The organism is Marinomonas sp. 63XJN7_7_ISO-PGPR-S23-202 (assembly GCF_056173505.1).
The window spans coordinates 1,620,837-1,639,469 of the sequence record NZ_CM149677.1 but is presented as its reverse complement, the minus strand read 5'-3'; the positions used below and the strand labels follow the sequence as shown (position 1 = coordinate 1,639,469).

Annotated in this window: 20 protein-coding genes and 2 pseudogenes; 7 read left to right on the top strand and 15 right to left on the bottom strand. The window is 44.0% G+C overall.

Going from position 1 to position 18,633, the window contains the following annotated elements; translation table 11 throughout:
• Nucleotides 1–159 precede the first annotated feature (159 nt).
• From AC0VYG_RS07580 to AC0VYG_RS07565, 4 genes are all read left to right on the top strand, one after another.
• On the top strand, nt 160–588 hold the full coding sequence (locus tag AC0VYG_RS07580) for an organic hydroperoxide resistance protein (RefSeq protein ID WP_475431708.1): 429 nt from the start codon (nt 160–162) through the stop codon (nt 586–588).
• Nucleotides 589–593: 5 nt separating this feature from the next.
• Entirely contained in the window at nt 594–1,040 is a 447-nt protein-coding gene (locus tag AC0VYG_RS07575; RefSeq protein ID WP_475431707.1) for a MarR family winged helix-turn-helix transcriptional regulator, read from the top strand.
• A 767-nt stretch (nt 1,041–1,807) separates the two neighbouring features.
• Nucleotides 1,808–3,529: a ubiquinone-dependent pyruvate dehydrogenase gene (gene poxB / locus AC0VYG_RS07570; protein WP_475431706.1), complete on the top strand. Its 1,722-nt coding sequence runs from the start codon at nt 1,808–1,810 to the stop codon at nt 3,527–3,529.
• A 604-nt stretch (nt 3,530–4,133) separates the two neighbouring features.
• Nucleotides 4,134–5,432 (top strand): MFS transporter, encoded by a 1,299-nt coding sequence (locus AC0VYG_RS07565; protein ID WP_475431705.1) that lies wholly within the window; start codon nt 4,134–4,136, stop codon nt 5,430–5,432.
• A 252-nt stretch (nt 5,433–5,684) separates the two neighbouring features.
• On the opposite strand, the gene AC0VYG_RS07560 is transcribed toward AC0VYG_RS07565, so the two are convergent.
• The 4 genes from AC0VYG_RS07560 to AC0VYG_RS07545 all read right to left on the bottom strand — a co-directional run bounded on the left by AC0VYG_RS07560 (nt 5,685) and on the right by AC0VYG_RS07545 (nt 7,861).
• On the bottom strand, nt 5,685–6,344 hold the full coding sequence (locus AC0VYG_RS07560) for an HAD family hydrolase (protein WP_475431704.1): 660 nt from the start codon (nt 6,342–6,344) through the stop codon (nt 5,685–5,687).
• Nucleotides 6,345–6,591: 247 nt separating this feature from the next.
• On the bottom strand, nt 6,592–7,023 hold the full coding sequence (locus AC0VYG_RS07555; protein WP_475431703.1) for a GNAT family N-acetyltransferase: 432 nt from the start codon (nt 7,021–7,023) through the stop codon (nt 6,592–6,594).
• Nucleotides 7,024–7,113: 90 nt separating this feature from the next.
• Complete coding sequence (locus AC0VYG_RS07550; protein WP_199478719.1) at nt 7,114–7,476, bottom strand: VOC family protein; 363 nt, start codon at nt 7,474–7,476, stop codon at nt 7,114–7,116.
• Between the two features lie 70 nt (nt 7,477–7,546).
• The gene (locus AC0VYG_RS07545) at nt 7,547–7,861 is read right to left on the bottom strand and encodes a putative quinol monooxygenase (protein WP_475431702.1); all 315 of its coding nucleotides are present in this window, start codon (nt 7,859–7,861) and stop codon (nt 7,547–7,549) included.
• Between the two features lie 119 nt (nt 7,862–7,980).
• Between AC0VYG_RS07545 and AC0VYG_RS07540 the strand changes: the two are divergent.
• Nucleotides 7,981–8,109 (top strand): annotated as a pseudogene (locus tag AC0VYG_RS07540) (IS110 family transposase); the annotation flags it as partial.
• A gap of 70 nt (nt 8,110–8,179) precedes the next feature.
• Here AC0VYG_RS07540 and AC0VYG_RS07535 read toward each other — a convergent pair.
• The 4 genes from AC0VYG_RS07535 to AC0VYG_RS07520 all read right to left on the bottom strand — a co-directional run bounded on the left by AC0VYG_RS07535 (nt 8,180) and on the right by AC0VYG_RS07520 (nt 10,185).
• Nucleotides 8,180–8,644, bottom strand: coding sequence for a GNAT family N-acetyltransferase (locus tag AC0VYG_RS07535; RefSeq protein ID WP_475431701.1), 465 nt, complete (start codon nt 8,642–8,644; stop codon nt 8,180–8,182).
• A gap of 104 nt (nt 8,645–8,748) precedes the next feature.
• Nucleotides 8,749–9,177 carry a YunG family protein gene (locus AC0VYG_RS07530; RefSeq protein ID WP_475431700.1) on the bottom strand — a complete coding sequence of 143 codons (429 nt, stop codon included), beginning with the start codon at nt 9,175–9,177 and terminating at the stop codon, nt 8,749–8,751.
• Between the two features lie 105 nt (nt 9,178–9,282).
• The gene (locus tag AC0VYG_RS07525) at nt 9,283–9,759 is read right to left on the bottom strand and encodes a GNAT family N-acetyltransferase (RefSeq protein ID WP_475431699.1); all 477 of its coding nucleotides are present in this window, start codon (nt 9,757–9,759) and stop codon (nt 9,283–9,285) included.
• A 93-nt stretch (nt 9,760–9,852) separates the two neighbouring features.
• Nucleotides 9,853–10,185, bottom strand: a complete 333-nt coding sequence (locus tag AC0VYG_RS07520) for a 5-carboxymethyl-2-hydroxymuconate Delta-isomerase (RefSeq protein ID WP_475431698.1) — start codon at nt 10,183–10,185, stop codon at nt 9,853–9,855.
• A 119-nt stretch (nt 10,186–10,304) separates the two neighbouring features.
• On the opposite strand from AC0VYG_RS07520, the pseudogene AC0VYG_RS07515 reads away from it, so the two are divergent.
• Nucleotides 10,305–10,433 (top strand): annotated as a pseudogene (locus AC0VYG_RS07515) (IS110 family transposase); the annotation flags it as partial.
• A gap of 114 nt (nt 10,434–10,547) precedes the next feature.
• Here the strand turns inward: AC0VYG_RS07515 and AC0VYG_RS07510 are convergent.
• The 7 genes from AC0VYG_RS07510 to AC0VYG_RS07480 form a co-directional block, all read right to left on the bottom strand.
• The gene (locus tag AC0VYG_RS07510; protein WP_475431697.1) at nt 10,548–11,012 is read right to left on the bottom strand and encodes a GNAT family N-acetyltransferase; all 465 of its coding nucleotides are present in this window, start codon (nt 11,010–11,012) and stop codon (nt 10,548–10,550) included.
• 175 nt (nt 11,013–11,187) lie between these two features.
• Nucleotides 11,188–11,925, bottom strand: a complete 738-nt coding sequence (locus tag AC0VYG_RS07505) for a TIR domain-containing protein (RefSeq protein WP_475431696.1) — start codon at nt 11,923–11,925, stop codon at nt 11,188–11,190.
• 738 nt (nt 11,926–12,663) lie between these two features.
• On the bottom strand, nt 12,664–13,623 hold the full coding sequence (locus AC0VYG_RS07500) for a phosphotransferase (RefSeq protein WP_475431695.1): 960 nt from the start codon (nt 13,621–13,623) through the stop codon (nt 12,664–12,666).
• A gap of 230 nt (nt 13,624–13,853) precedes the next feature.
• On the bottom strand, nt 13,854–14,222 hold the full coding sequence (locus tag AC0VYG_RS07495; RefSeq protein WP_475431694.1) for a MazG nucleotide pyrophosphohydrolase domain-containing protein: 369 nt from the start codon (nt 14,220–14,222) through the stop codon (nt 13,854–13,856).
• 182 nt (nt 14,223–14,404) lie between these two features.
• Nucleotides 14,405–15,676, bottom strand: a complete 1,272-nt coding sequence (locus AC0VYG_RS07490) for a diaminopimelate decarboxylase (protein WP_475431693.1) — start codon at nt 15,674–15,676, stop codon at nt 14,405–14,407.
• Nucleotides 15,677–15,809: 133 nt separating this feature from the next.
• Nucleotides 15,810–16,259, bottom strand: a complete 450-nt coding sequence (locus tag AC0VYG_RS07485) for a hypothetical protein (protein ID WP_475431692.1) — start codon at nt 16,257–16,259, stop codon at nt 15,810–15,812.
• Nucleotides 16,260–16,370: 111 nt separating this feature from the next.
• Nucleotides 16,371–16,955, bottom strand: a complete 585-nt coding sequence (locus tag AC0VYG_RS07480; protein WP_475431691.1) for a hypothetical protein — start codon at nt 16,953–16,955, stop codon at nt 16,371–16,373.
• Nucleotides 16,956–17,078: 123 nt separating this feature from the next.
• Between AC0VYG_RS07480 and AC0VYG_RS07475 the strand changes: the two genes are divergently transcribed.
• Nucleotides 17,079–18,233 (top strand): IS110 family RNA-guided transposase, encoded by a 1,155-nt coding sequence (locus AC0VYG_RS07475; protein ID WP_475431690.1) that lies wholly within the window; start codon nt 17,079–17,081, stop codon nt 18,231–18,233.
• Nucleotides 18,234–18,633 lie beyond the last annotated feature (400 nt).

Here is an 18,633-nt window from a genome sequence, read left to right as displayed (position 1 = left end):
TCAGAACACGAACCTTAGCGTGATGTGTTGGCGCTATCCAGCGACGACCATGCAGACGATCAGAAAAGCTAGGTTTCCAAAAGTGAGGTTGACATATATATTGGAAGCCATATAATGGTTTAAAACTTAAATCACAACATCATCAAAGAGAGGCTTGATATGAGCACACTTTACTCAACAACTGTAAACGCTGTCGGCGGACGTTCTGGCACAGTCAAAAGTGACGATGGATTGTTAGAACTGCCACTTGCCCTACCCCAGACACTTGGCGGCAAAGGCGATGCCACCAATCCAGAGCAGTTATTTGCTGCGGGGTACGCCGCCTGCTTCGGTAACGCCGTGATTCACGTCACGCGAAACAAGGATCAGAAGGTTAAAGATGACGACATCACCGTGGTCGCTACTGTCGGTATGTCACCGAACGATGCAGGTGGCTTTGGTCTGACGGTTGCACTTGACGTCACCATCGTTGGAGTCAGTCAGGCCGTGGCAGAAGACGCGGTTGCTGAAGCACATCTGGCTTGTCCGTATTCCAATGCGGTCAAAGGCAATATTGATGTCAAAATCACCGTCAAAGCGCAGCCGTAACTGCTATGTCCGAGTCAAAAGAAAATTATCTTCTGCTGGAGAATCAGGTCTGCTTTCCGCTATATGCGGCAACAAACCTTTTGCAGCGTCTGTACCGTCCCTTGCTTGCACCACTTGGACTCACTTACTCCAAGTATCTGGTGATGCTGCTGTTGTGGGAACACGAAAGACTGACAGTCGGTGAGATCGGTGCTTGCCTTCATCTAGACAACGGGACACTAACGCCGCTACTGAAACGCATGGAGCGGGACGACTTCATCACCCGTCGACGCGATCCACAGGACGAAAGACGGGTTTTGATTGAGCTGACTGTTCACGGCGGGGAATTAAGAGCGCAAGCGCTGGCCGTCCCTGAAAGGCTTGCTCAGGAAATTTCACTTCCGCCCGAAGACCTCGAATCACTACGTCGGTCAGCCGTAACTTTGGTAAATCTTCTGGCTAAAGTGGACTGACTCCAGAGGAACATCGATGGTCCAAGAATCACGCAAATCTGTAGCGGCAGTGACCTAGCAGACCTCTAAAAACCCAAAGGAAGTGAGGGTTAAAGGCCGTCTTGGACCTCCTAGGATCGGGCTGTTTAGTCAGCCCGCAGCGGAGACACGCGGCTGTGGGATCGTAATAACCTTGGTAACAAATCTTTTCGGTCACCTACTAGGAAATTCATCGTGGGCACGCCTCGAAAACAGACTCTAACGAGGATGTCCCGATAGTTTCCTTATTTTGCTAATTCGGGTGATCGGCAAGTCGAGGGCGTAGCGCCGCAGTGACAGTGAATATACCAGTGTGCAGAACGTGCACACATATTTTCGCCCCAACCTCAGCGGTGCACAAAGCGTTCATCAGAGACAGAGTTTTTGTCACACAAAAACGCCCTACGGACACCCATATTGACTTATACACCGTAAGCAGGAAAGATAATGTCAATGCTGAAGAGACAAGAGAAGATGTGCCGGATAAGGTGATGAAGAGCCTTTGAGTTCTGTTTCAAGCCAGTTAGGCTGACTCACCATTAAATAACAATAAATGAACATTTTATCCTGTCATTTACCCTCCAATACACTTTTCATGCATTAAAGCGTCAGGAGCCCAAAACAAACAGAAAAGCGCTTGCCGGCGGTGTTACGTATTTAATCCTAACCCGCTTCTGTTTCAGAAGCCTTCGTCTGACGGCGACATATAGCCTTCGCCAGACTTACTTACATCTTTTTGAGGAACCACTATGGCAAAAACAATTGCAGAGTTTCTGGTTGATAGCCTAGCCGATGCTGGCATCACGCGCATCTGGGGTGTTACCGGGGATTCCCTTAATGGCATTAGCGACGCACTGGAAAAGCACGAAAGCGTACAATGGATTGGTACTCGTCATGAAGAAGTCGCTGCTTTTGCAGCAGGTGCTGAAGGGCAAATAACCGGTAAACTGTCTGTCTGTGCCGGATCCTGTGGGCCGGGCAATATGCATCTGATAAACGGTGTCTATGACTGTCATCGCAGCCATGTGCCTACTCTCGTCATCGCGAGCCATATACCTTCTAATCAGATTGGCTCAGGCTATTTTCAGGAAACCAACCCTAAAATGTTGTTCTCAGAATGCAGCGCATACTGTGAAATGGTTACCTCACCACAGCAATTACCCTATGTCCTCGACGTCGCCATGCGAACCGCAATCCTAGAGAAGGATGTCGCCGTTATCGTGCTGCCCGGAGACGTTACACTGCTTGAAGCCCCTGCAATAAAAATGAACTGGCAAACGCCTGAGCGTCCTTCTGTGACACCTTCTGAACAGAGTATCGACGAGATGGCGCGGTTACTGAATAAAGCGCAAAAAATTACGGTTCTTGCTGGTGCCGGTTGCCAAGGCGCTCACGAGGAACTGCTGGGACTGGCAGAGATCCTAAAGTCACCAGTGGTGCACGCCATGCGGGGTAAAGAACATGTTGAATTCGATAACCCCTACGATGTAGGGATGACCGGCTTGATAGGTTTTTCTTCTGGTTACCATGCGATGGAAAATGCTGATACGCTGATCGTCTTAGGCAGTGCATTTCCTTATCGCGAGTTTTATCCTCAAGAGGCAACCATCATTCAGGTAGACAAATCTCCCCTTGCACTGGGTGCGCATGCCAATATCGATCTTGCTTTACAGGGTAATGTGAAAGAGACCCTTCACGCATTAATGCCAAAGCTGAAACGTCATGATGACACGCGTTTTCTGGAAGCCGCCCGTAAGCATTACCATTCAGCCAGGCAGGCCCTTGATAAGCTGGCATCACCGTCTGATAACCAACACCTTATCCATCCTCAATATCTGACCAAACTGATCAACGAGCACGCCGACGACGACACCATCTTCACTTGTGACGTCGGAACCCCTACCGTCTGGGCAGCCCGCTATCTGACAATGAATGGCAAGCGTCGACTACTGGGATCGTTTAATCATGGTTCTATGGCGAATGCATTAGCTCAGGGCATCGGCGCTCAGAGTATCGATCGCCAGCGTCAGGTGGTTGCGTTGTGTGGAGATGGCGGTTTTTCAATGCTAATGGGGGATTTGCTGAGCCTTAAGCAACATAAACTGCCACTTAAAGTCGTCGTGCTTGATAATCGTTCGTTGGGGTTCGTCGCCATGGAGATGAAATCGGCGGGATTCTATTCTCATGACACGGATTTGGATAACCCTGACTTTGCAGCCATTGCCCAAGGAGCAGGTATTGATTCTGCGTACGTGGAGAATGGCAGTGAACTGGAAGCAGCAGTCAAAACCATGTTAGCCAGTGAAGGACCTTATCTGCTGTCAGTGAAAATAGCCAAACAGGAACTGGCAATGCCACCGAAAGTAAAGATGCAACATGCCAAAGGCTTCAGCCTCTATATGCTCAAAGCCATTCTGAATGGCGATGGAGATGCGCTTGTTGAATTGGGCAAAACCAATCTACTTCGTTAATTAACTGGACTCACAAGATGTTTACCCGCTTTACATCGGCTTTGCCGCCGATACAGCTGCAAGGCGGGTAAACATTTCTCATCAATGTTACGACTTGGAAAGGAAGTATTTACACCAAACGGCACTGTGGAGACATAGATCACCTCAGTGAGACAATCATAACACTAGGTTAGAGCAGGACTAAAAGAGCGATAAAACCTATCCCGTTAGGAGCATAACGTGGGCTCAAAGGTTAAAACACGTATTCGACATTATTCATGTGTGAAGCTTGTAAGCAGAGCAATGTAAAGGTAATTGCTTGTATAGCTGAGCTTGGCATTGTCCATAAAATATTGGCTCATCAAGATAAACAAGACTCACCTATCATCGGCAAATCGAGTCTGAGCAAATGACATTTATTGACGACTACACCATTCAAAGAAACTTTGAATTTGCTAGGCCAGTCAATTGTGTATAAAAAAACAGGACGTATGTAGGAATATGGAAAAGAGGAGACATTTTTCATAGGCTGTACCTCACCCCAACGCCAAGGATAGTCAATAATATTAATTTAACTTATACTGGGTTACCAAAAATAAGTACCTTTGTAAAGAAGGAAATAAAAATGACTACACCAAACAAACAAACGCCTCAACCAGGCGACGCCACAAACTTCCGCTGGATCATTGTGGCAATGCTCGCCGCAATCATTCTCATCAACTACATTGATCGTTCAGCAATCTCTTATGCAATTGGACCCATGTCGAAGGAATTGAGCCTCAGTGATGCGCAGCAGGGGATGATCCTTGGTGCCTTCGGCATCGGCTACGCCGTGACGACGCTTTTGGGAGGCATTCTAGTCGACCGATTTGGCGCAAGGATCGTGCTGTCGGTGTCAGTTGTCGCCTGGGCTTTGGCCACCGCCTTTATCGGCGTCGCCAGCAGTTTTATTCTGATCCTAGTCGCACGTGCGGCACTCGGTCTTGCCGAAGGGCCAATGTTCCCAGGCCAGACAGGGGCCATTGCAAACTGGCTATCGGGACGGGAGCGCGGAAGAGCGCTGGGCTATTCGCTGGTGGCCGTGCCAATCTCGCTGGCCATCGGTGCGCCGATAGTCTCCTATATCACCGCACTCACTGGCTGGCGCGAGATGTTTCTCATACTGGGTGTTGTCAGCCTCCTATGGATGCCACTGTGGTGGGTGCTGTTTCGTAATCACCCCAAAGACAGCAACAAAGTGAATAAAGCCGAGATGGCAATCATCGCTGATAAGGAAACGCACGATCGCGACCCCGACGCCCCCGTCGTGGAGCATAAGCCCACAAGCTGGGCAAAACTATTGACGAACGGCACGCTTCTGGCAAACTACTGGGCGTTCTTCGTTTTCGGCTACTTCCTGTTCTTTTTCATGTCATGGCTGCCGGGTTATCTTGAAAAGACCTTTAAACTGTCTATCACCAGCGTCGGATGGTTCTCAGCCGCGCCCTGGGTTGCCGCTGCCGTCGCGCTGCTTCTACTCAGCAACCTATCGGATAAGCTTTTGCGGCTTACCGGCAAACTGCGCATTGCCCGTAGCTATTTGATTGCGGCTACGCAAGCGCTGGCGGCGCTGGTGATACTACCCGTTGCCTTCACCGACAACCTGACACTGGCCCTGATCCTTATCACCATTGCCGTCGCCTCGTCCATGAGCGCGAATTCCGCCTTCTACGCCATCAACATTGACGTCGCCCGCGACCGTTCCGCCACTGCACTCGGTATCATGGACTTCGGCTTCGCGATCTCCGGCTTTCTGGCACCGGCGTTGACTGGCTGGATCATTGGCAAAAGCGGAAGCTTCGCCGATGCGTTCATGCTGATGTCAGCACTCGCGGCATCTTCCGTGGTCGTAACCCTACTCTTCCACCGCCCCGATAAAGCATAGAAGAGCCGATCACATACCCCGTGCCCAGTTTCATTGGGCACGGGACAGAATTTAGTGAGTGAGAAGTGAGATGAGACGCCGAACTATCGCTACGGTTGGCTAACATGAACAGCTTTGGTTTATTATACAGATAGTGTTTTTTTCAGCTAAATATTGGGACAATCGAAGCAAATACCCGCTTGGATCCTGTACCAAGAACATTAACATAAAATTCGTATGATCTTTTGAAATCAAGAACTGTGAGTTCAGATACTAATCACTGGTACCACAAAAGTTACACACAACTTGATTCAATTCTTTTAAATCATCAATTATTTTAATTGGGTTGAATCCATTAAGGTTCTCGCGTGGCGTCATTCCCGTTAGTACAGCTACATAGCCAACACCAGCAGCCCTCGCAGCTAGGCCATCAGACTTTGAATCACCCACATAGAGAGTTTCTTGCTTATCTATTTTTGAAGCCCTAATAGCCATATTCAAGCCTTCAGGAGATGGCTTGGGATCCTTTACTTTATCACCGCCAATTACTTCGTCAATCAAATCAATTAGCCCATCTCTTTCCAAGGCTGCCATAATTCGTTTTGTGTACTTAGTTGAAACGATCGAAATGTAATGCCCATTCTCTTTTAACTCGACAAGCGATTCTTTAGTACTTTCATAAAACTTAATGCAATCAACCATTACTTCATCTGCCTTTCTCAGGAATAGGCTTGAGAACGTAGTTAGATCGCCATCACTATAATCACTGACAAGCTGCTTATATGTTTCATCCAAGCTTAAACCAATAGTCTTCTTTATTTCGACATCTGAGCATTCAGGCTTGCCCATCGATCGAAGTGCATATCTAGCACATATAGCAGCTCCTTCTGAGGAGTCAGCTAATGTATAGTCAAAATCAAACGATATATGCATTAGTCACCTTTCCTTCCTACTAGTTCAAACCCTTGAGATTCTAGATATGACTTTGCCCGCTTGAAACGATTTGGCGAAAAAGCCGTTGCGGGTGATGATGGTGAGAAAAAGCCAATTTTATCAACCACTTTTAAAGCTTTAGAGAATATCACTTACCTTTAACCTTCATAATTCAAAAAACAAAACATTATAATAAGGCTAACGATTGTCGGTTGCGGAGAAGTCATGAATCCGCAACCCGTATTTGTTAGGCGGTTGCACGCATTTCATATGTTGTCAGTGTATCCATGTACGGCTTAAAACCAAGCTTCTGATAAAGTTCCTTTGCTGGATTTGAGCGGAATACGCTTAATTTTACAGAAGCTCCTTTAGAAAAAGCCCTTTCTAGAATGTCAGTGATAACTCTTTTTCCAATACCTTGACCACGTAAACAAGCATCTATCTGAATTTGAATTAATTCCCAATCATTACCTTCTTCAACAACCTTTATTAATCCACCGATTGCTCCATCAACCAGTATTATCTTTGCGCAGTCGAAACGATATTCGATTCTTCTAACGTGATCGGCATCATCTAGCAACACCCCTTCAGCTTCCAGATGGGGAGTCATCGACTCTTTTCTCAAAGAAAATAGGTAAGCAAAATCTTCTTTCAAAGCCTGTCTATATGTTATTTTCAACTTTACGCTAACCCCTTTGTACACAAGCGAAAAACGAACGCCAGTGAATTGTGAGTCCAAAGCCCGGTAAGGGCTGTGTGCTACAACTTGTTAAATTTTTTCCATGAATTCAAGTCTATTACCAAATGGATCTCGAATATCAAAGCGTTTATAACCTTTGATTTGAGTGTTTTCCATAACTTCAACATTATTGCATTGAAGCAATTCACGCATGCTTTGTTCGTCTTCAATTTCAAAAGCCACATGTGCTTTTGACTTATGTCGATTTTCTAAGTCTTCTATGCCTAAATGAAGCTGAGTTGCACCAACTTTTAACCAAAGGCCACCATTGCGCTTTAGCACTTCCGGCTTTTCCAATTCAGTTAGTCCTAGTAATTCACAATAAAAGAGGCGTGCTTGCTCTTCTGCCCCCTTTGGAATACTGATCTGTACGTGGTTTATTCCGAAGATCATTTTACGACTCCCCTAGATTTAACACCTGAATTAAGGCGCGCCGCAGAGCGGCGTTGGCTTGAATGAATAGTTAGGACACATTAATGGGAAGCGCTGCATATGGATGGACTGGAATGCGCATGGGCGGCTCGGCCAAAAGATTGATGATCTCGTCGCGGAGTTCGTCAGCAAGCGGGCTATTCTCATAGTTGGCTTTAGCTTCTTCGGATTTAAAGACCTCAACGTTCCAAAGGATGTCTGGATCTCCGTCCTCACGAGCAATGATGAATCGATCGGAAGCCCCAGATTTCGTCATTCCAGCGCTAGCCAATTCGAAAAGCTTGTCGCCTAGGCCCGGTTTTGCTCGCATTTTGATAATGTAAGCGGGTTGATCTTGAAGTGCCATAAAGTCTCCTATAAATCCTAGACATAATGACTCCCCACGAGGCTAGCCTCCAATTCCGTGGGTTAGTGTAAAACCAGAGCCATAATGAATGTGTCAACAACTAAATAATGGAGGCTAGCATGATTGAACATAGCATAGTTTTTATTGGGTTGGACACTCATAAAGAGTTTATTGAAATTGCCTATATCGAGGATCAGCGCGGAGCGACACCTACTCATTTCGGACGTATATCAAGCTCTAAGGTGGCTAACGTCTTTGTCAGTTATTTTGTCAATTGAAGCGATTTTTTCTACTGCCATTTCTGGCACTAATTCTTAATTATCTATTCGCCTCAAGTACCATTCTTGTTTCTCGGTAAAGCTTACCTTTGTGCTCGTACTCAAAGTTATCCTGTCGTTTAAAACCGAATGATTCATACAAGTGAATAGCAACTTTGTTCCCTAATTCTGCACTTGTATACAGTGTCACATTGCCGAATTTTGCATTAAAAAACATCAAGAAGACTTTAAGTGACTCTTTTCCGTACCCCTTTCCTTGGTATTCACTACCAATCATAAATCGACTCATTGACCACCCATTAATTTTTTTATCGAAATCAAAAAGAATAAAGCCAATAAATTTCTCTTCATCATAGATACCTAAGGGATACAAATCTGGTTCATACGCCGCTTCAACTAAAGAAACAATGTTAGGTGCTACGTAATCCTGTTGATCTGAACCAACTTTCAAATCAATACATTCTTGATAATTTGTTCGGTCTATTTCTTTTAATTGAATATTCATTCTCTACTTCCATTTGAATGATTTTTTGGTGATGATTAATTCAAAGCTGTAGAACGCCTAAAGCATGAGCGCGGGAGCTTTTTCGCGTCCCATGCCTTTGATTGTTAGGTCGAGGCTGCCGCTTCTACCTGGTAACGTTCCAATTTACTACTGACCAATTTTGATAAGTTCAAATACCGGTCAACTCCGTTTTTTGGCAGTTTATCCGGTCTTACAAACGAAGAAGGTTCTCTTAACTCTTCACTTTCCCAGAACTGATCGCCAGTTGAATCAAACGGAGTACCATCAGGTAACTCGTTTGAATAATGAAAGCCAACTTGCTCTTCACCTACAAATACCTTCCATAAAACTAACTTTCCACCAAAATAGTCGTTAACTATTAACGCGGAAATTCCACACTGCCCACGGCTTGGATTGGAGGGCGTCCAATTTTCCGGCTCCTCAGTGCTTTCCAAAGACCAGCTTTCTTGAAGTGCTTTTACTACATCATCTAAACTTGGGGTCATATTTACTACCTGCAATTTATTGGCCACTTAACTCCGCGTTAAGTGGTGAACACACCTGCGACCAAACCTAGACATTGCACCTTAAATACTAGATTTTGCGAGACACCCATATTAAATATCTTAAACGCTTTGTTATAACCGTTTTTCCATGTGCAGAAGACCCCACTCTTCACCTTCAAATGACCTAGTACCTACTTCATGCGAGGCGACAGAAAACCCCAATGACTCATAGCAGTTCCTAGCCACAGTATTTTGCTCAAATACTCCAAGTGACAAGACACTAGTTGCGTACTTTTCTTTTGCTAACTCAATTAATTGCCCTAGCATTTGCTTAGAAATCCCCTGACCACGAAAGCCATTTGATACGAATACTCGACAGATTCGGAAATGGGACTCGTCTACTTTGAAGAGTTCGACATAGCCTGCGCTTTCCCCTGAAACGACAAAGATAAAAGGAAACACTTCAGGCTGAGAACAATGTTGGCTAATTTGTTCGGAACTCAAGGGAAACTCGAACTTTGGACTACCCCATAGGTAGTTCAATTTCTCCGAGTCAATCCAGCTAATAAGTAACTCGTAGTCTTCCTTTTCAAATGCTCTAAGTTTCATTTCTTCCTCGAAGGTCATAACGCCATTTTATGGGGCCGTAACGAAGCACAGTGGAAATCCCAGCCGCGACAAAGGCGAACAGTTATGCTTCACCTATATGACCTTCCGATAGCTGTCTCTATCCATATCTACAACTTCAACCGTCATTGAAACATCATTGTAGGCTAAGGATAACAACTCCTCGATGACAGAATTTGAAAGACTTAATTTCTGCTCGGATGTCCGACCGGATAGTATTTTTAAAGCTACATGAATGAAGTCTGATTTTTTCGGCCCTGTCATATAGCTGCTGTATCCCAGCGCTCTAACTTTTATATCACTCCCATCAGGCTCGAAAAGCCCAGTATTTAACGCACCTTGAAAAACCTTTTGTACCAGTAGGTCGCTATCAAAGCTTTTTGAATGTTCTACTATACAGTGTGGCATTTAATCTCCTTTTCAGCCTAGAAATAGTGACTCCTCACGAGGCTAGCCTCCAATTCCGTGGGTTAGTGTAAAACCAGAGCCATAATGAATGTGTCAACAACTAAATAATGGAGGCTAGCATGATTGAACATAGCATAGTTTTTATTGGGTTGGACACTCACAAAGAGTTTATTGAGATCGCCTATATCGAAGATCAGCGCAGAGCGACACCTACTCATTTCGGACGTATATCAAGCTCTAAGGTGGCTAACTTTGTCAGTTGCAAAGTAGCTGACACCATATTTTGCGAAGCGAAATTCGTGACAGTTATTTTGTCAATTGAAGCGATTTTTTCTACTGCCATTTCTGGCACTAATTCTTAATTATCTATTCGCCTCAAGTACCATTCTTGTTTCTCGGTAAAGCTTACCTTTGTGCTCGTACTCAAAGTTATCCTGTCGTTTAAAACCGAATGATTCATACAAGTGAATAGCAACTTTGTTCCCTAATTCTGCACTTGTATACAGTGTAACATTGCCGAATTTTGCATTAAAAAACATCAAGAAGACTTTAAGTGACTCTTTTCCGTACCCCTTTCCTTGGTATTCACTACCAATCATAAATCGACTCATTGACCACCCATTAATTTTTTTATCGAAGTCAAAAAGAATAAAGCCAATAAATCTCTCTTCATCATAGATACCTAAGGGATACAAATCTGGTTCATACGCCGCTTCAACTAAAGAAACAATGTTAGGTGCTACGTAATCCTGTTGATCTGAACCAACTTTCAAATCAATACATTCTTGATAATTTGTTCGGTCTATTTCTTTTAATTGAATATTCATTCTCTACTTCCATTTGAATGATTTTTTGGTGATGATTAATTCAAAGCTGTAGAACGCCCTGTTAAGGTGTGAGCAACGCAATACCGATGCTTCCGCATACCACCTTAACCACTAAAACAAACGCATAGTAAAAATGCCACGCGTTGTGAATCACTCTTAAACAGTTTGTTATAAATCAGTACCATACATCCTGTAGTACGTAATGAAACTTAAATACATTACTTCCTGAAATATCAATTTTATAAGAAGTGTTTCTATTAATAACCGTCGGTAAAAATCTTTTTGTGGAACCTAATTCAATCTTAAGATAGTTGTCCACATCAACGTATTTGATAGCTTTACCTTCTTCTGCCTCAGTTGTTAACCAAGCTTCTAAGAGTGCTATTTTGTCGTTTTCATCGTAGTTATCGTGGTCATTTGCAGGAATCTTTTGCGAAGAGCCGCTCTCCTGCTGCTTAAACAAGCCTTGTAACTTCATTGCTTGACGAATTTCATGGCATGCAGGGCCTAAAGAAGCAGCAATTTCTGATTTATCTCGGGCTCCCGAATATTTAGCAGGTGTTACACCAACTAAATCTGTAGGTATATGAAGATCTACATTGTCTGGCATTACGATAAAGCAACGTCTCTTCCCGAGCTTTCCTATGAACAAACCCAATTCAAAGAGTACGTTATCCCTTACGGTGTCATTAACTGTACCGCGCATCTTTGTTTCATCATCAGGACTAAACACAAAGATGCCAAAATCTGAAGCATTCAAAGCTTCAGTTATAGAATCTAAAGGTGTTACAGAAAGAGAGAATACCCCCTGACTCCAAACCGTGATATCTGCATCATGCTGTAAATTCACTTGCATCGGGTAAGCAACATCTAAACCTTCAACAGAAGATGCAACAAATACTTTAGGTTTCAAATTACTACCTCATATAGATATGATTTATAACTACTAAGCGGTTATACAGTGGCGAAGCCATGGCTATAATCGTCTGTTGAACGACCGCGTTATCTATAGGGGATTTGCTTTTTCAGAATTGGCGACGTCCCTGTTAATATCGCAGTGCTTTTTCTCCCTTACTAAGGGAGATTCCCAAAATTTAGGCGGGATTTACGTTTATTTTTTATCACAGTATGACTCTTTTTACTCGAATCCTAAGTATTAGGCAATACTGAATCCTCAGGCTCCATGACCTGATACGCTTTCAAGGCAATGTATTTATGCCTGAGTCTGTTAACGACTATCCAAGCCCAACTGAGGGTAATATTTTATCTCCCCAAGATAAACTACATTAGATTCACCACACACGAAGCAGAGACACCTCATTTTTCGTTGTCTCTGCACTTACCGTCTTGCTATTCCAATGACGCCAAATACGCTCCCCAGCCTTTAAAGCCGGTGATGTCTTGTGCGTCTTCTATGCCGTAAGGTTCACGAAGTTACGATGGGTGTCCCATTAAGTTTCTCCAAGATAAAGCACAGTATGCTGCCCACAAACAGGGCATAAACAGTTTGACAGCGTTACCACCTTTGATCCTTGCCATCCTCTTTGCTGACCCTTCTATTTTGAGGGAATAGGTATATGTTTGAGCGACAACGCATAGTAAAAATGCCACGCGTTGCGAATCACTCTTAAACAGTTTGTTATGTACCGGCTCAAAACAAGGCACTTTCAATTTGGAACCATTGCTCCATAAAAGGGATAAAGTCCCTTTGAGGTATAAACTTCTGTGCTGCGGTATTGTTTTTTAAAAATACTTCTTCCAAAGCCCACACATGGTGGTCAGCATAAACAGCCCACGCCTGTGCTCCATCGTTAAGCTCTAATCGGGATAGAGGCTTGACGGACAGATAGCCTTTTAACAAAGCTAATGACCTATTAAACTCCAAGTCGAACATGTACATACAGGATCTCGCCAACTCGTAACTAGGAGGCATGTTTTGCACTAGATCCCAGTCGATCACATCGCTTACTGCGCAATTAGAATCAAAAAAGACGTTAAAATGATGAAAATCGCCGTGAATTAATTGCCTGCTTGTTAACGGTGTATATGAGTGAGTAGCTTTTGAGCTAGCTAGATAATCACGCTGTTGCTTCACTCTTCGTAGCACCGAGCCATTCGTATCAAATTCACTATTGGCTTCAATAGTGGCAACTATTTTTTGTAGTCTATCGACCCAAGCACTTTTATCCCAAGAAAGCTCAATTGTTGGAAAATTGTTTCCAACCACAGAAGCAAGTTGAACATGCAGGTCAGCAAGGGCTTTTCCCAGCTGAAAAGCATGAGACTCAGACAACTCACTTTTTTCGATTAATGCTCCTTTTGCTTCAGGAAATAGAGCATAAAACTCATCACCTATTTTACAAAAGGAGTGGTGATCGTGCGTCAAAAGTGGGGCAATTATAGTATTCAAATTTTGCGATAGCTTTCTCAGAAGCCCATGCTCTAGTTTGATCTTAACAACATTGCGAACGTTATATTTTCTAAGGTAAAAAGTCTCTGAGGATTGGATGCAAAAAACATGATTCGTCGCACCAGCTGATTGCCGCTTTATACTAGCGTCAACACCAATCTGACTCCAGTGCTCACCAACCTCACGAACAAAATCACTCATAATTCCAGTTACCTCGTAGGTACATAACGCCCGCAACAGCGAAATATTTGTAGTGGATTGTTTTACGGTAGCGTAGCGTTTAACGTCAAAACGAAGAACAGAAAATATTTCCGGCTGCTTGCGATTGTTATGTGTTTACTCATATTTTCGCCAAACCGCCTTCACTTCTTGAAATTTACGATGGGTGTCGCATTAATCGTTCCCGTTTGCTGTCCCTCTTGAAGCGTTTGTTAGGTGCGATCTTTTTGTTCCTGTGCCAAAGCTATTTTCTGTCGTCCTTTTATGCTTGCCCAAGACTCACCCGTTTCAATGCCAGACACCCTTTCTTCATACTTTTTGATAGCACGAGTTAAGACTGCTTTGGGGCATATACCTTGCTCTTTTTGTATGGCAGTGAGTACATTCAGGTAGTCCCATAGCACATCACCTAATTCTTCTTCGAGATAACACTGACGATTTTTTGGAATTTCTTCTGATACTTCGTCAATTTCTTTTTTCATTTCCGCTAGGTAAGTTTCAGAGCCACTAGACCAAGAGTTGCTTTGATCAAACTCAGACTTACGCTCTGCGATCCTCAACAGTTCAGTAAATTCTTTCATATTTCCTCTTAGCACCTAACGCCTGAGTTCAGGTGCATTTGAGGCGACGCCGTTTTTGCGTTTAGCAAAAATCGGTGACGGGTCAAATGTCACCTGCAACGACTTGTTGGGCGTCTACTGCACCAAGCCTATAAATATTTGTAATGACTGCAACAGCCACTCACATGAATTTTGGTTCACACCTATGAAACCACATTTATTTCATTTTGAATCAACTGCTCAAGAGTCTGCCGACGTCGGACTACTTGAACAGAACCATCCTGTCGGATCATAAGCTCCGCCGACTCGGGGAATGAGTTGTAATTCTTTGCCGCCATTGAAGCGCAATAGGCTCCAGTTCCAGCAATGACGACAAGATCACCGATCTTCATCTCAGGTAGCTCGATTGGCTTCAACCCATCAGGGTCGTTGGGCATCGGCGTTAAGATATCGCTCGATTCGCAGCAATGCCCCACCACCAGATAGTTACGTTTTTCGTTTTTATGCTCCGATGATGAAAGCGTGCTAATTTCGTGAATGCCCCCATACATCCCTGGCCGAATAAAATCGTTCATCCCGGTATCAAGCTTAATAAACTCGAATCCGTCATTGCCGGTATTCACGACATCTGTAACGGCAGAAATAATACCCCCTGCATTTCCCACCAAAAAGGCTCCAGGTTCGATCTCCTGTACTAATTTTCTTCCGGTGGCGTGATAAAAATCCTCAAATGCTGACTTCACGGGAAAACCGATTGCCTGTAGATCAGCGCCTTCTTCGGAACGATTTCTTGCAATCTTGAAGCCACCACCAAGACTCAATATTGAAACATCCGGCAGTGTTCGACACATCTCCAGAGACATCAACGCCACTTTCTTCCAGACGTTCGGATCTGCCCCGGATCCGATATGGGTATGGGCTCTAGTGACGGTAAGCGAATATTTTTTACAAATTTCAAGTGCGCGATCTAAGTGCTCGTGCCAGATACCAAATGACGAGCTAATACCGCCTACATTCGTGCGGTTGGTATGGCCTGAACCAAGCCCAGGATTGATACGGAGCGAAACCTCTCCGCCCTGACTTGCTGCACCAAACTTTTCTAATTGCATCAAAGAGCAAGCGTTCACCAATACACCAGCCCGATGCAGATCACCGATGTTGTTTGGCAGTTCCTGTGCCGTAATCTGTATGTCCGATGGAGCAACACCCGCAAGCAACGCGCGTTCGACTTCGTATCCGCTACTAGCGTCAATACAAACTCCAGCCTTGTACAAAGTACGCACGACGGAAATATTGGAGTTTGCTTTCATCGCGTATCTAACTTTTAGTCCAAACGCATTCGGCATAGCCTGCGCGAGCTGAGCTTGTCGCAACAACATGTCTTCGGAATAGATATAGACCGGCGTGCCATAATCCTTAGCAACCTTTTGCGCGAGATCATCCACCAGCAATTGGTTAAGTAGCTCGTTGTTCATAATGTTCATAACTCGTAGTCAATTGAGGTTACGGCACAACCGCGTCTGAGCTGACGTCCGACGCCCGCAGCACCGGGCAAATTTGAAGCGCAGCGGAAAATTTGTCCGAGTGCCTGCGCTTGTTAGAGGTTTATTACCCAAAAAACTCATGCTCTATTAAGAGTTTATCGTCTTCTAGTTTAAGCAAAAATGCTTTATTTGTTAAAAGACCATTATCTGGATCTTTTGATTTTGCCTTGAAAATATACAAATTATTTTCATCGTCTCCGTTTTGGAAAACCTCAATATCACTAAGACATCCCCAAATATGCTCTGGGCTGCTGCTAGATGAACAAGGCTGATAAAATTTTGCAGAGTTAGACCAATACTTATTATGTATTTCGGATTTTTTATTTAAGTAAGGTGTTAACTCAGAGCTGTCATAGTTTTCTTTGCCCATAATCACAGCTTCTTGCTCCTCAACCTCAAGAAGCTCTTGAAAGTAGCTATGAACAACAGAACAGACTGCTTTTTCAATTTCATCGTAAATTTGAGGTAAATTTCCAATTCTATTAATTAAATTAAACGCATCTTCTAAATCCATATGTACCTCTAACGCCGTTATAACCCGCCGTAACGGAGTTGATTTGTTTGCGTTAGCGTAGCGATTAAACGCAAACGAAGCAACGCAGTGAAGGTCGGGTTGATAACCTTGTTAACCCTTGCCCTCAATATAATTAAAAAATATTTCTGGTAATGATTTAAATGGAAGCAACCCTTCATCTTCTGGATTTTCAGGCAACAACTGATGACCTATGTATCGAATCCCAGCGGCGACGTAATACTCACCTATTGCCATATCCAATAGAATGTATGCTGCTTCTACAAATGTATTTCGTTGTGCCTCATCATAATTTGGAAAGTATACGATGAGGTCAAAATTACCTTCATCTTCTCTCCAGTAAATCCATAGGTCTTTCGGATCAAGCTCTAAACCTGAATAATTGACTGAGTATTCAAGTGGCATCCTGGGTCGAAATGGGATTATCTCCCAACCATCCAATGCTGGTCTCGATTCGTATAAGTCGATCACTGATTGGAATTCATCAATGACTCCTTCCGCGCTGATAATAAATTCACGAACTCCATCTTGATTCGGCTGTGATATTTCAAATGCCAAATTTGGATTATAAGCATTTAAATTTTCACTTACGGAATCAAGAACAGCATCCATCCCTGGCTCAAAGCTATTCAGCACTTCGAGATTTTTCTTGAACCAATTCCAAAATCTATCTGGCAACTCGAGATCTCCTTTAGAGGGTTAGACATAATGACTCCCCACGAGGCTAGCCTCCAATTCCGTGGGTTAGTGTAAAACCAGAGCCATAATTAGTGTGTCAACAACTAAATCATGGAGGCTAGCATGATTGAACATAGCATAGTTTTTATTGGGTTGGACACTCATAAAGAGTTTATTGAAATTGCCTATATCGAGGATCAGCGCGGAGCGACACCTATTCATTTCGGGCGTATATCAAGCTCTAAGGTGGCTATCAAAAAGTTTGCCCGCCAATTTCAAGCTAAGTATCCCTCTGCCACACTCCATTTTGTTTATGAAGCGGGGCCATGTGGATACTGGATCTATCGACTGCTGACCAGCTTAGGACACTGCTGTTACGTCGTGGCCCCTTCTCTTATCCCTAAAAAGCCCGGTGAAAAGATAAAAACGGATAAGCGTGATGCGATCAAGTTAGCAAAGTTGCTCAAATCAGAAGACCTAACACCTATCTACGTTCCCGAACCTGAAGACGAAGCGGTTCGAGATCTCTCTCGTGCACGGGAAACTTCTATGAAAGATTTAAAAGATGCAAAGTATCAACTCAAAGCCTTACTCCTGCGCAACAATATTCATTATGAAGGGACAGCAAACTGGTCTTTGAAACACTTAAGATGGTTAACAGAACTGGTATTACCTCACCCCGCCCAGCAAATCGTTTTACAAGAAGCCATACAAACCATCACTGAACGTATGTCAAGGTTGGAGCGATTAGATAATGAGCTATCTCATCAAGTAAAAACATGGCGGTATTATCCTGTTGTTAAAGCGATACAAGCTCTTCGTGGTGTGAGAATGCTCGTTGCAACAGGCGTGATTTCTGAGCTAGGCGACTTGAACCGTTTTGATCATCCGAGAAAACTTATGGCCTCTCTGGGACTAGTTCCTTCTGAACATGCCAGCGGTGGTAAACGCCATATTGGAGCCATTACAAAATGTGGAAATGGACGAGCAAGGCGCCTTCTCGTCGAAGGGGCACACTCTTATCGCTACCCAGCAAATATCTCTACGGATTTACAAATACGGCAAGAAGGGCTTCCAAAAGAAGTTGTTGATATCGCTTGGCAAGCACAGTTAAGGCTATGTAAACGCTATCAACGACTCATTAAAAAAGGCAAACATTACAATCTAGTGGTAACCACAATAGCGCGGGAGATGATTGCTTATATCTGGGCCATATCGAAAGAAGTGGTGCTGCCCAGAGTCGATCCTAAATTACGTTTAGCGAGAGTGCCTGCATGATTTATCAATTTGAGTGGATGCGTCGGAACAAGCAACGGGAGTGGCATAACCTCCGACGGCGTTAGGATGGCAATCAGATCGCTATCTGATTGAACCACGAGCATAGACTGAAGAAACGGTGCCACGACGTATCAAGTAAGGTCAGCTCTGATAGGGAAAAGCCCTATTAATCTACGGATACCAGCATGATAACCGACGAATTTACTGGCTTCTTCCAATGTGTTCACTCATCTCTTTTGAGCAGTGCAAAAGGTCTATTCATTTAGAAGGAATCGCTGTGTGCTACTTGACGTGGGGAGTCATACCAACGCCTTGTTAAGGGGTGAAGCACGCAGCACCGATGCTTCCGCATACCACCTTAATCACTTAAACCAACGCATAGTAAAAATGCCACGCGTGC

Excerpts from the sequence above, each read along its gene's own strand:
- AC0VYG_RS07510 (WP_475431697.1), bottom strand. The coding sequence starts at position 11,012 with ATGAATATTCAATTAAAAGAAATAGACCGAACAAATTATCAAGAATGT.
- AC0VYG_RS07535 (WP_475431701.1), bottom strand. The coding sequence starts at position 8,644 with ATGAATATTCAATTAAAAGAAATAGACCGAACAAATTATCAAGAATGT.
- AC0VYG_RS07545 (WP_475431702.1), bottom strand. The coding sequence starts at position 7,861 with ATGGCACTTCAAGATCAACCCGCTTACATTATCAAAATGCGAGCAAAA.
- AC0VYG_RS07500 (WP_475431695.1), bottom strand. The coding sequence starts at position 13,623 with ATGAGTGATTTTGTTCGTGAGGTTGGTGAGCACTGGAGTCAGATTGGT.
- AC0VYG_RS07490 (WP_475431693.1), bottom strand. The coding sequence starts at position 15,676 with ATGAACAACGAGCTACTTAACCAATTGCTGGTGGATGATCTCGCGCAA.
- AC0VYG_RS07485 (WP_475431692.1), bottom strand. The coding sequence starts at position 16,259 with ATGGATTTAGAAGATGCGTTTAATTTAATTAATAGAATTGGAAATTTA.
- AC0VYG_RS07550 (WP_199478719.1), bottom strand. The coding sequence starts at position 7,476 with ATGATCTTCGGAATAAACCACGTACAGATCAGTATTCCAAAGGGGGCA.
- AC0VYG_RS07560 (WP_475431704.1), bottom strand. The coding sequence starts at position 6,344 with ATGCATATATCGTTTGATTTTGACTATACATTAGCTGACTCCTCAGAA.
- AC0VYG_RS07575 (WP_475431707.1), top strand. The coding sequence starts at position 594 with ATGTCCGAGTCAAAAGAAAATTATCTTCTGCTGGAGAATCAGGTCTGC.
- AC0VYG_RS07475 (WP_475431690.1), top strand. The coding sequence starts at position 17,079 with ATGATTGAACATAGCATAGTTTTTATTGGGTTGGACACTCATAAAGAG.
- AC0VYG_RS07520 (WP_475431698.1), bottom strand. The coding sequence starts at position 10,185 with ATGCCACACTGTATAGTAGAACATTCAAAAAGCTTTGATAGCGACCTA.
- AC0VYG_RS07565 (WP_475431705.1), top strand. The coding sequence starts at position 4,134 with ATGACTACACCAAACAAACAAACGCCTCAACCAGGCGACGCCACAAAC.
- AC0VYG_RS07580 (WP_475431708.1), top strand. The coding sequence starts at position 160 with ATGAGCACACTTTACTCAACAACTGTAAACGCTGTCGGCGGACGTTCT.
- AC0VYG_RS07495 (WP_475431694.1), bottom strand. The coding sequence starts at position 14,222 with ATGAAAGAATTTACTGAACTGTTGAGGATCGCAGAGCGTAAGTCTGAG.
- AC0VYG_RS07525 (WP_475431699.1), bottom strand. The coding sequence starts at position 9,759 with ATGAAACTTAGAGCATTTGAAAAGGAAGACTACGAGTTACTTATTAGC.
- poxB (WP_475431706.1), top strand. The coding sequence starts at position 1,808 with ATGGCAAAAACAATTGCAGAGTTTCTGGTTGATAGCCTAGCCGATGCT.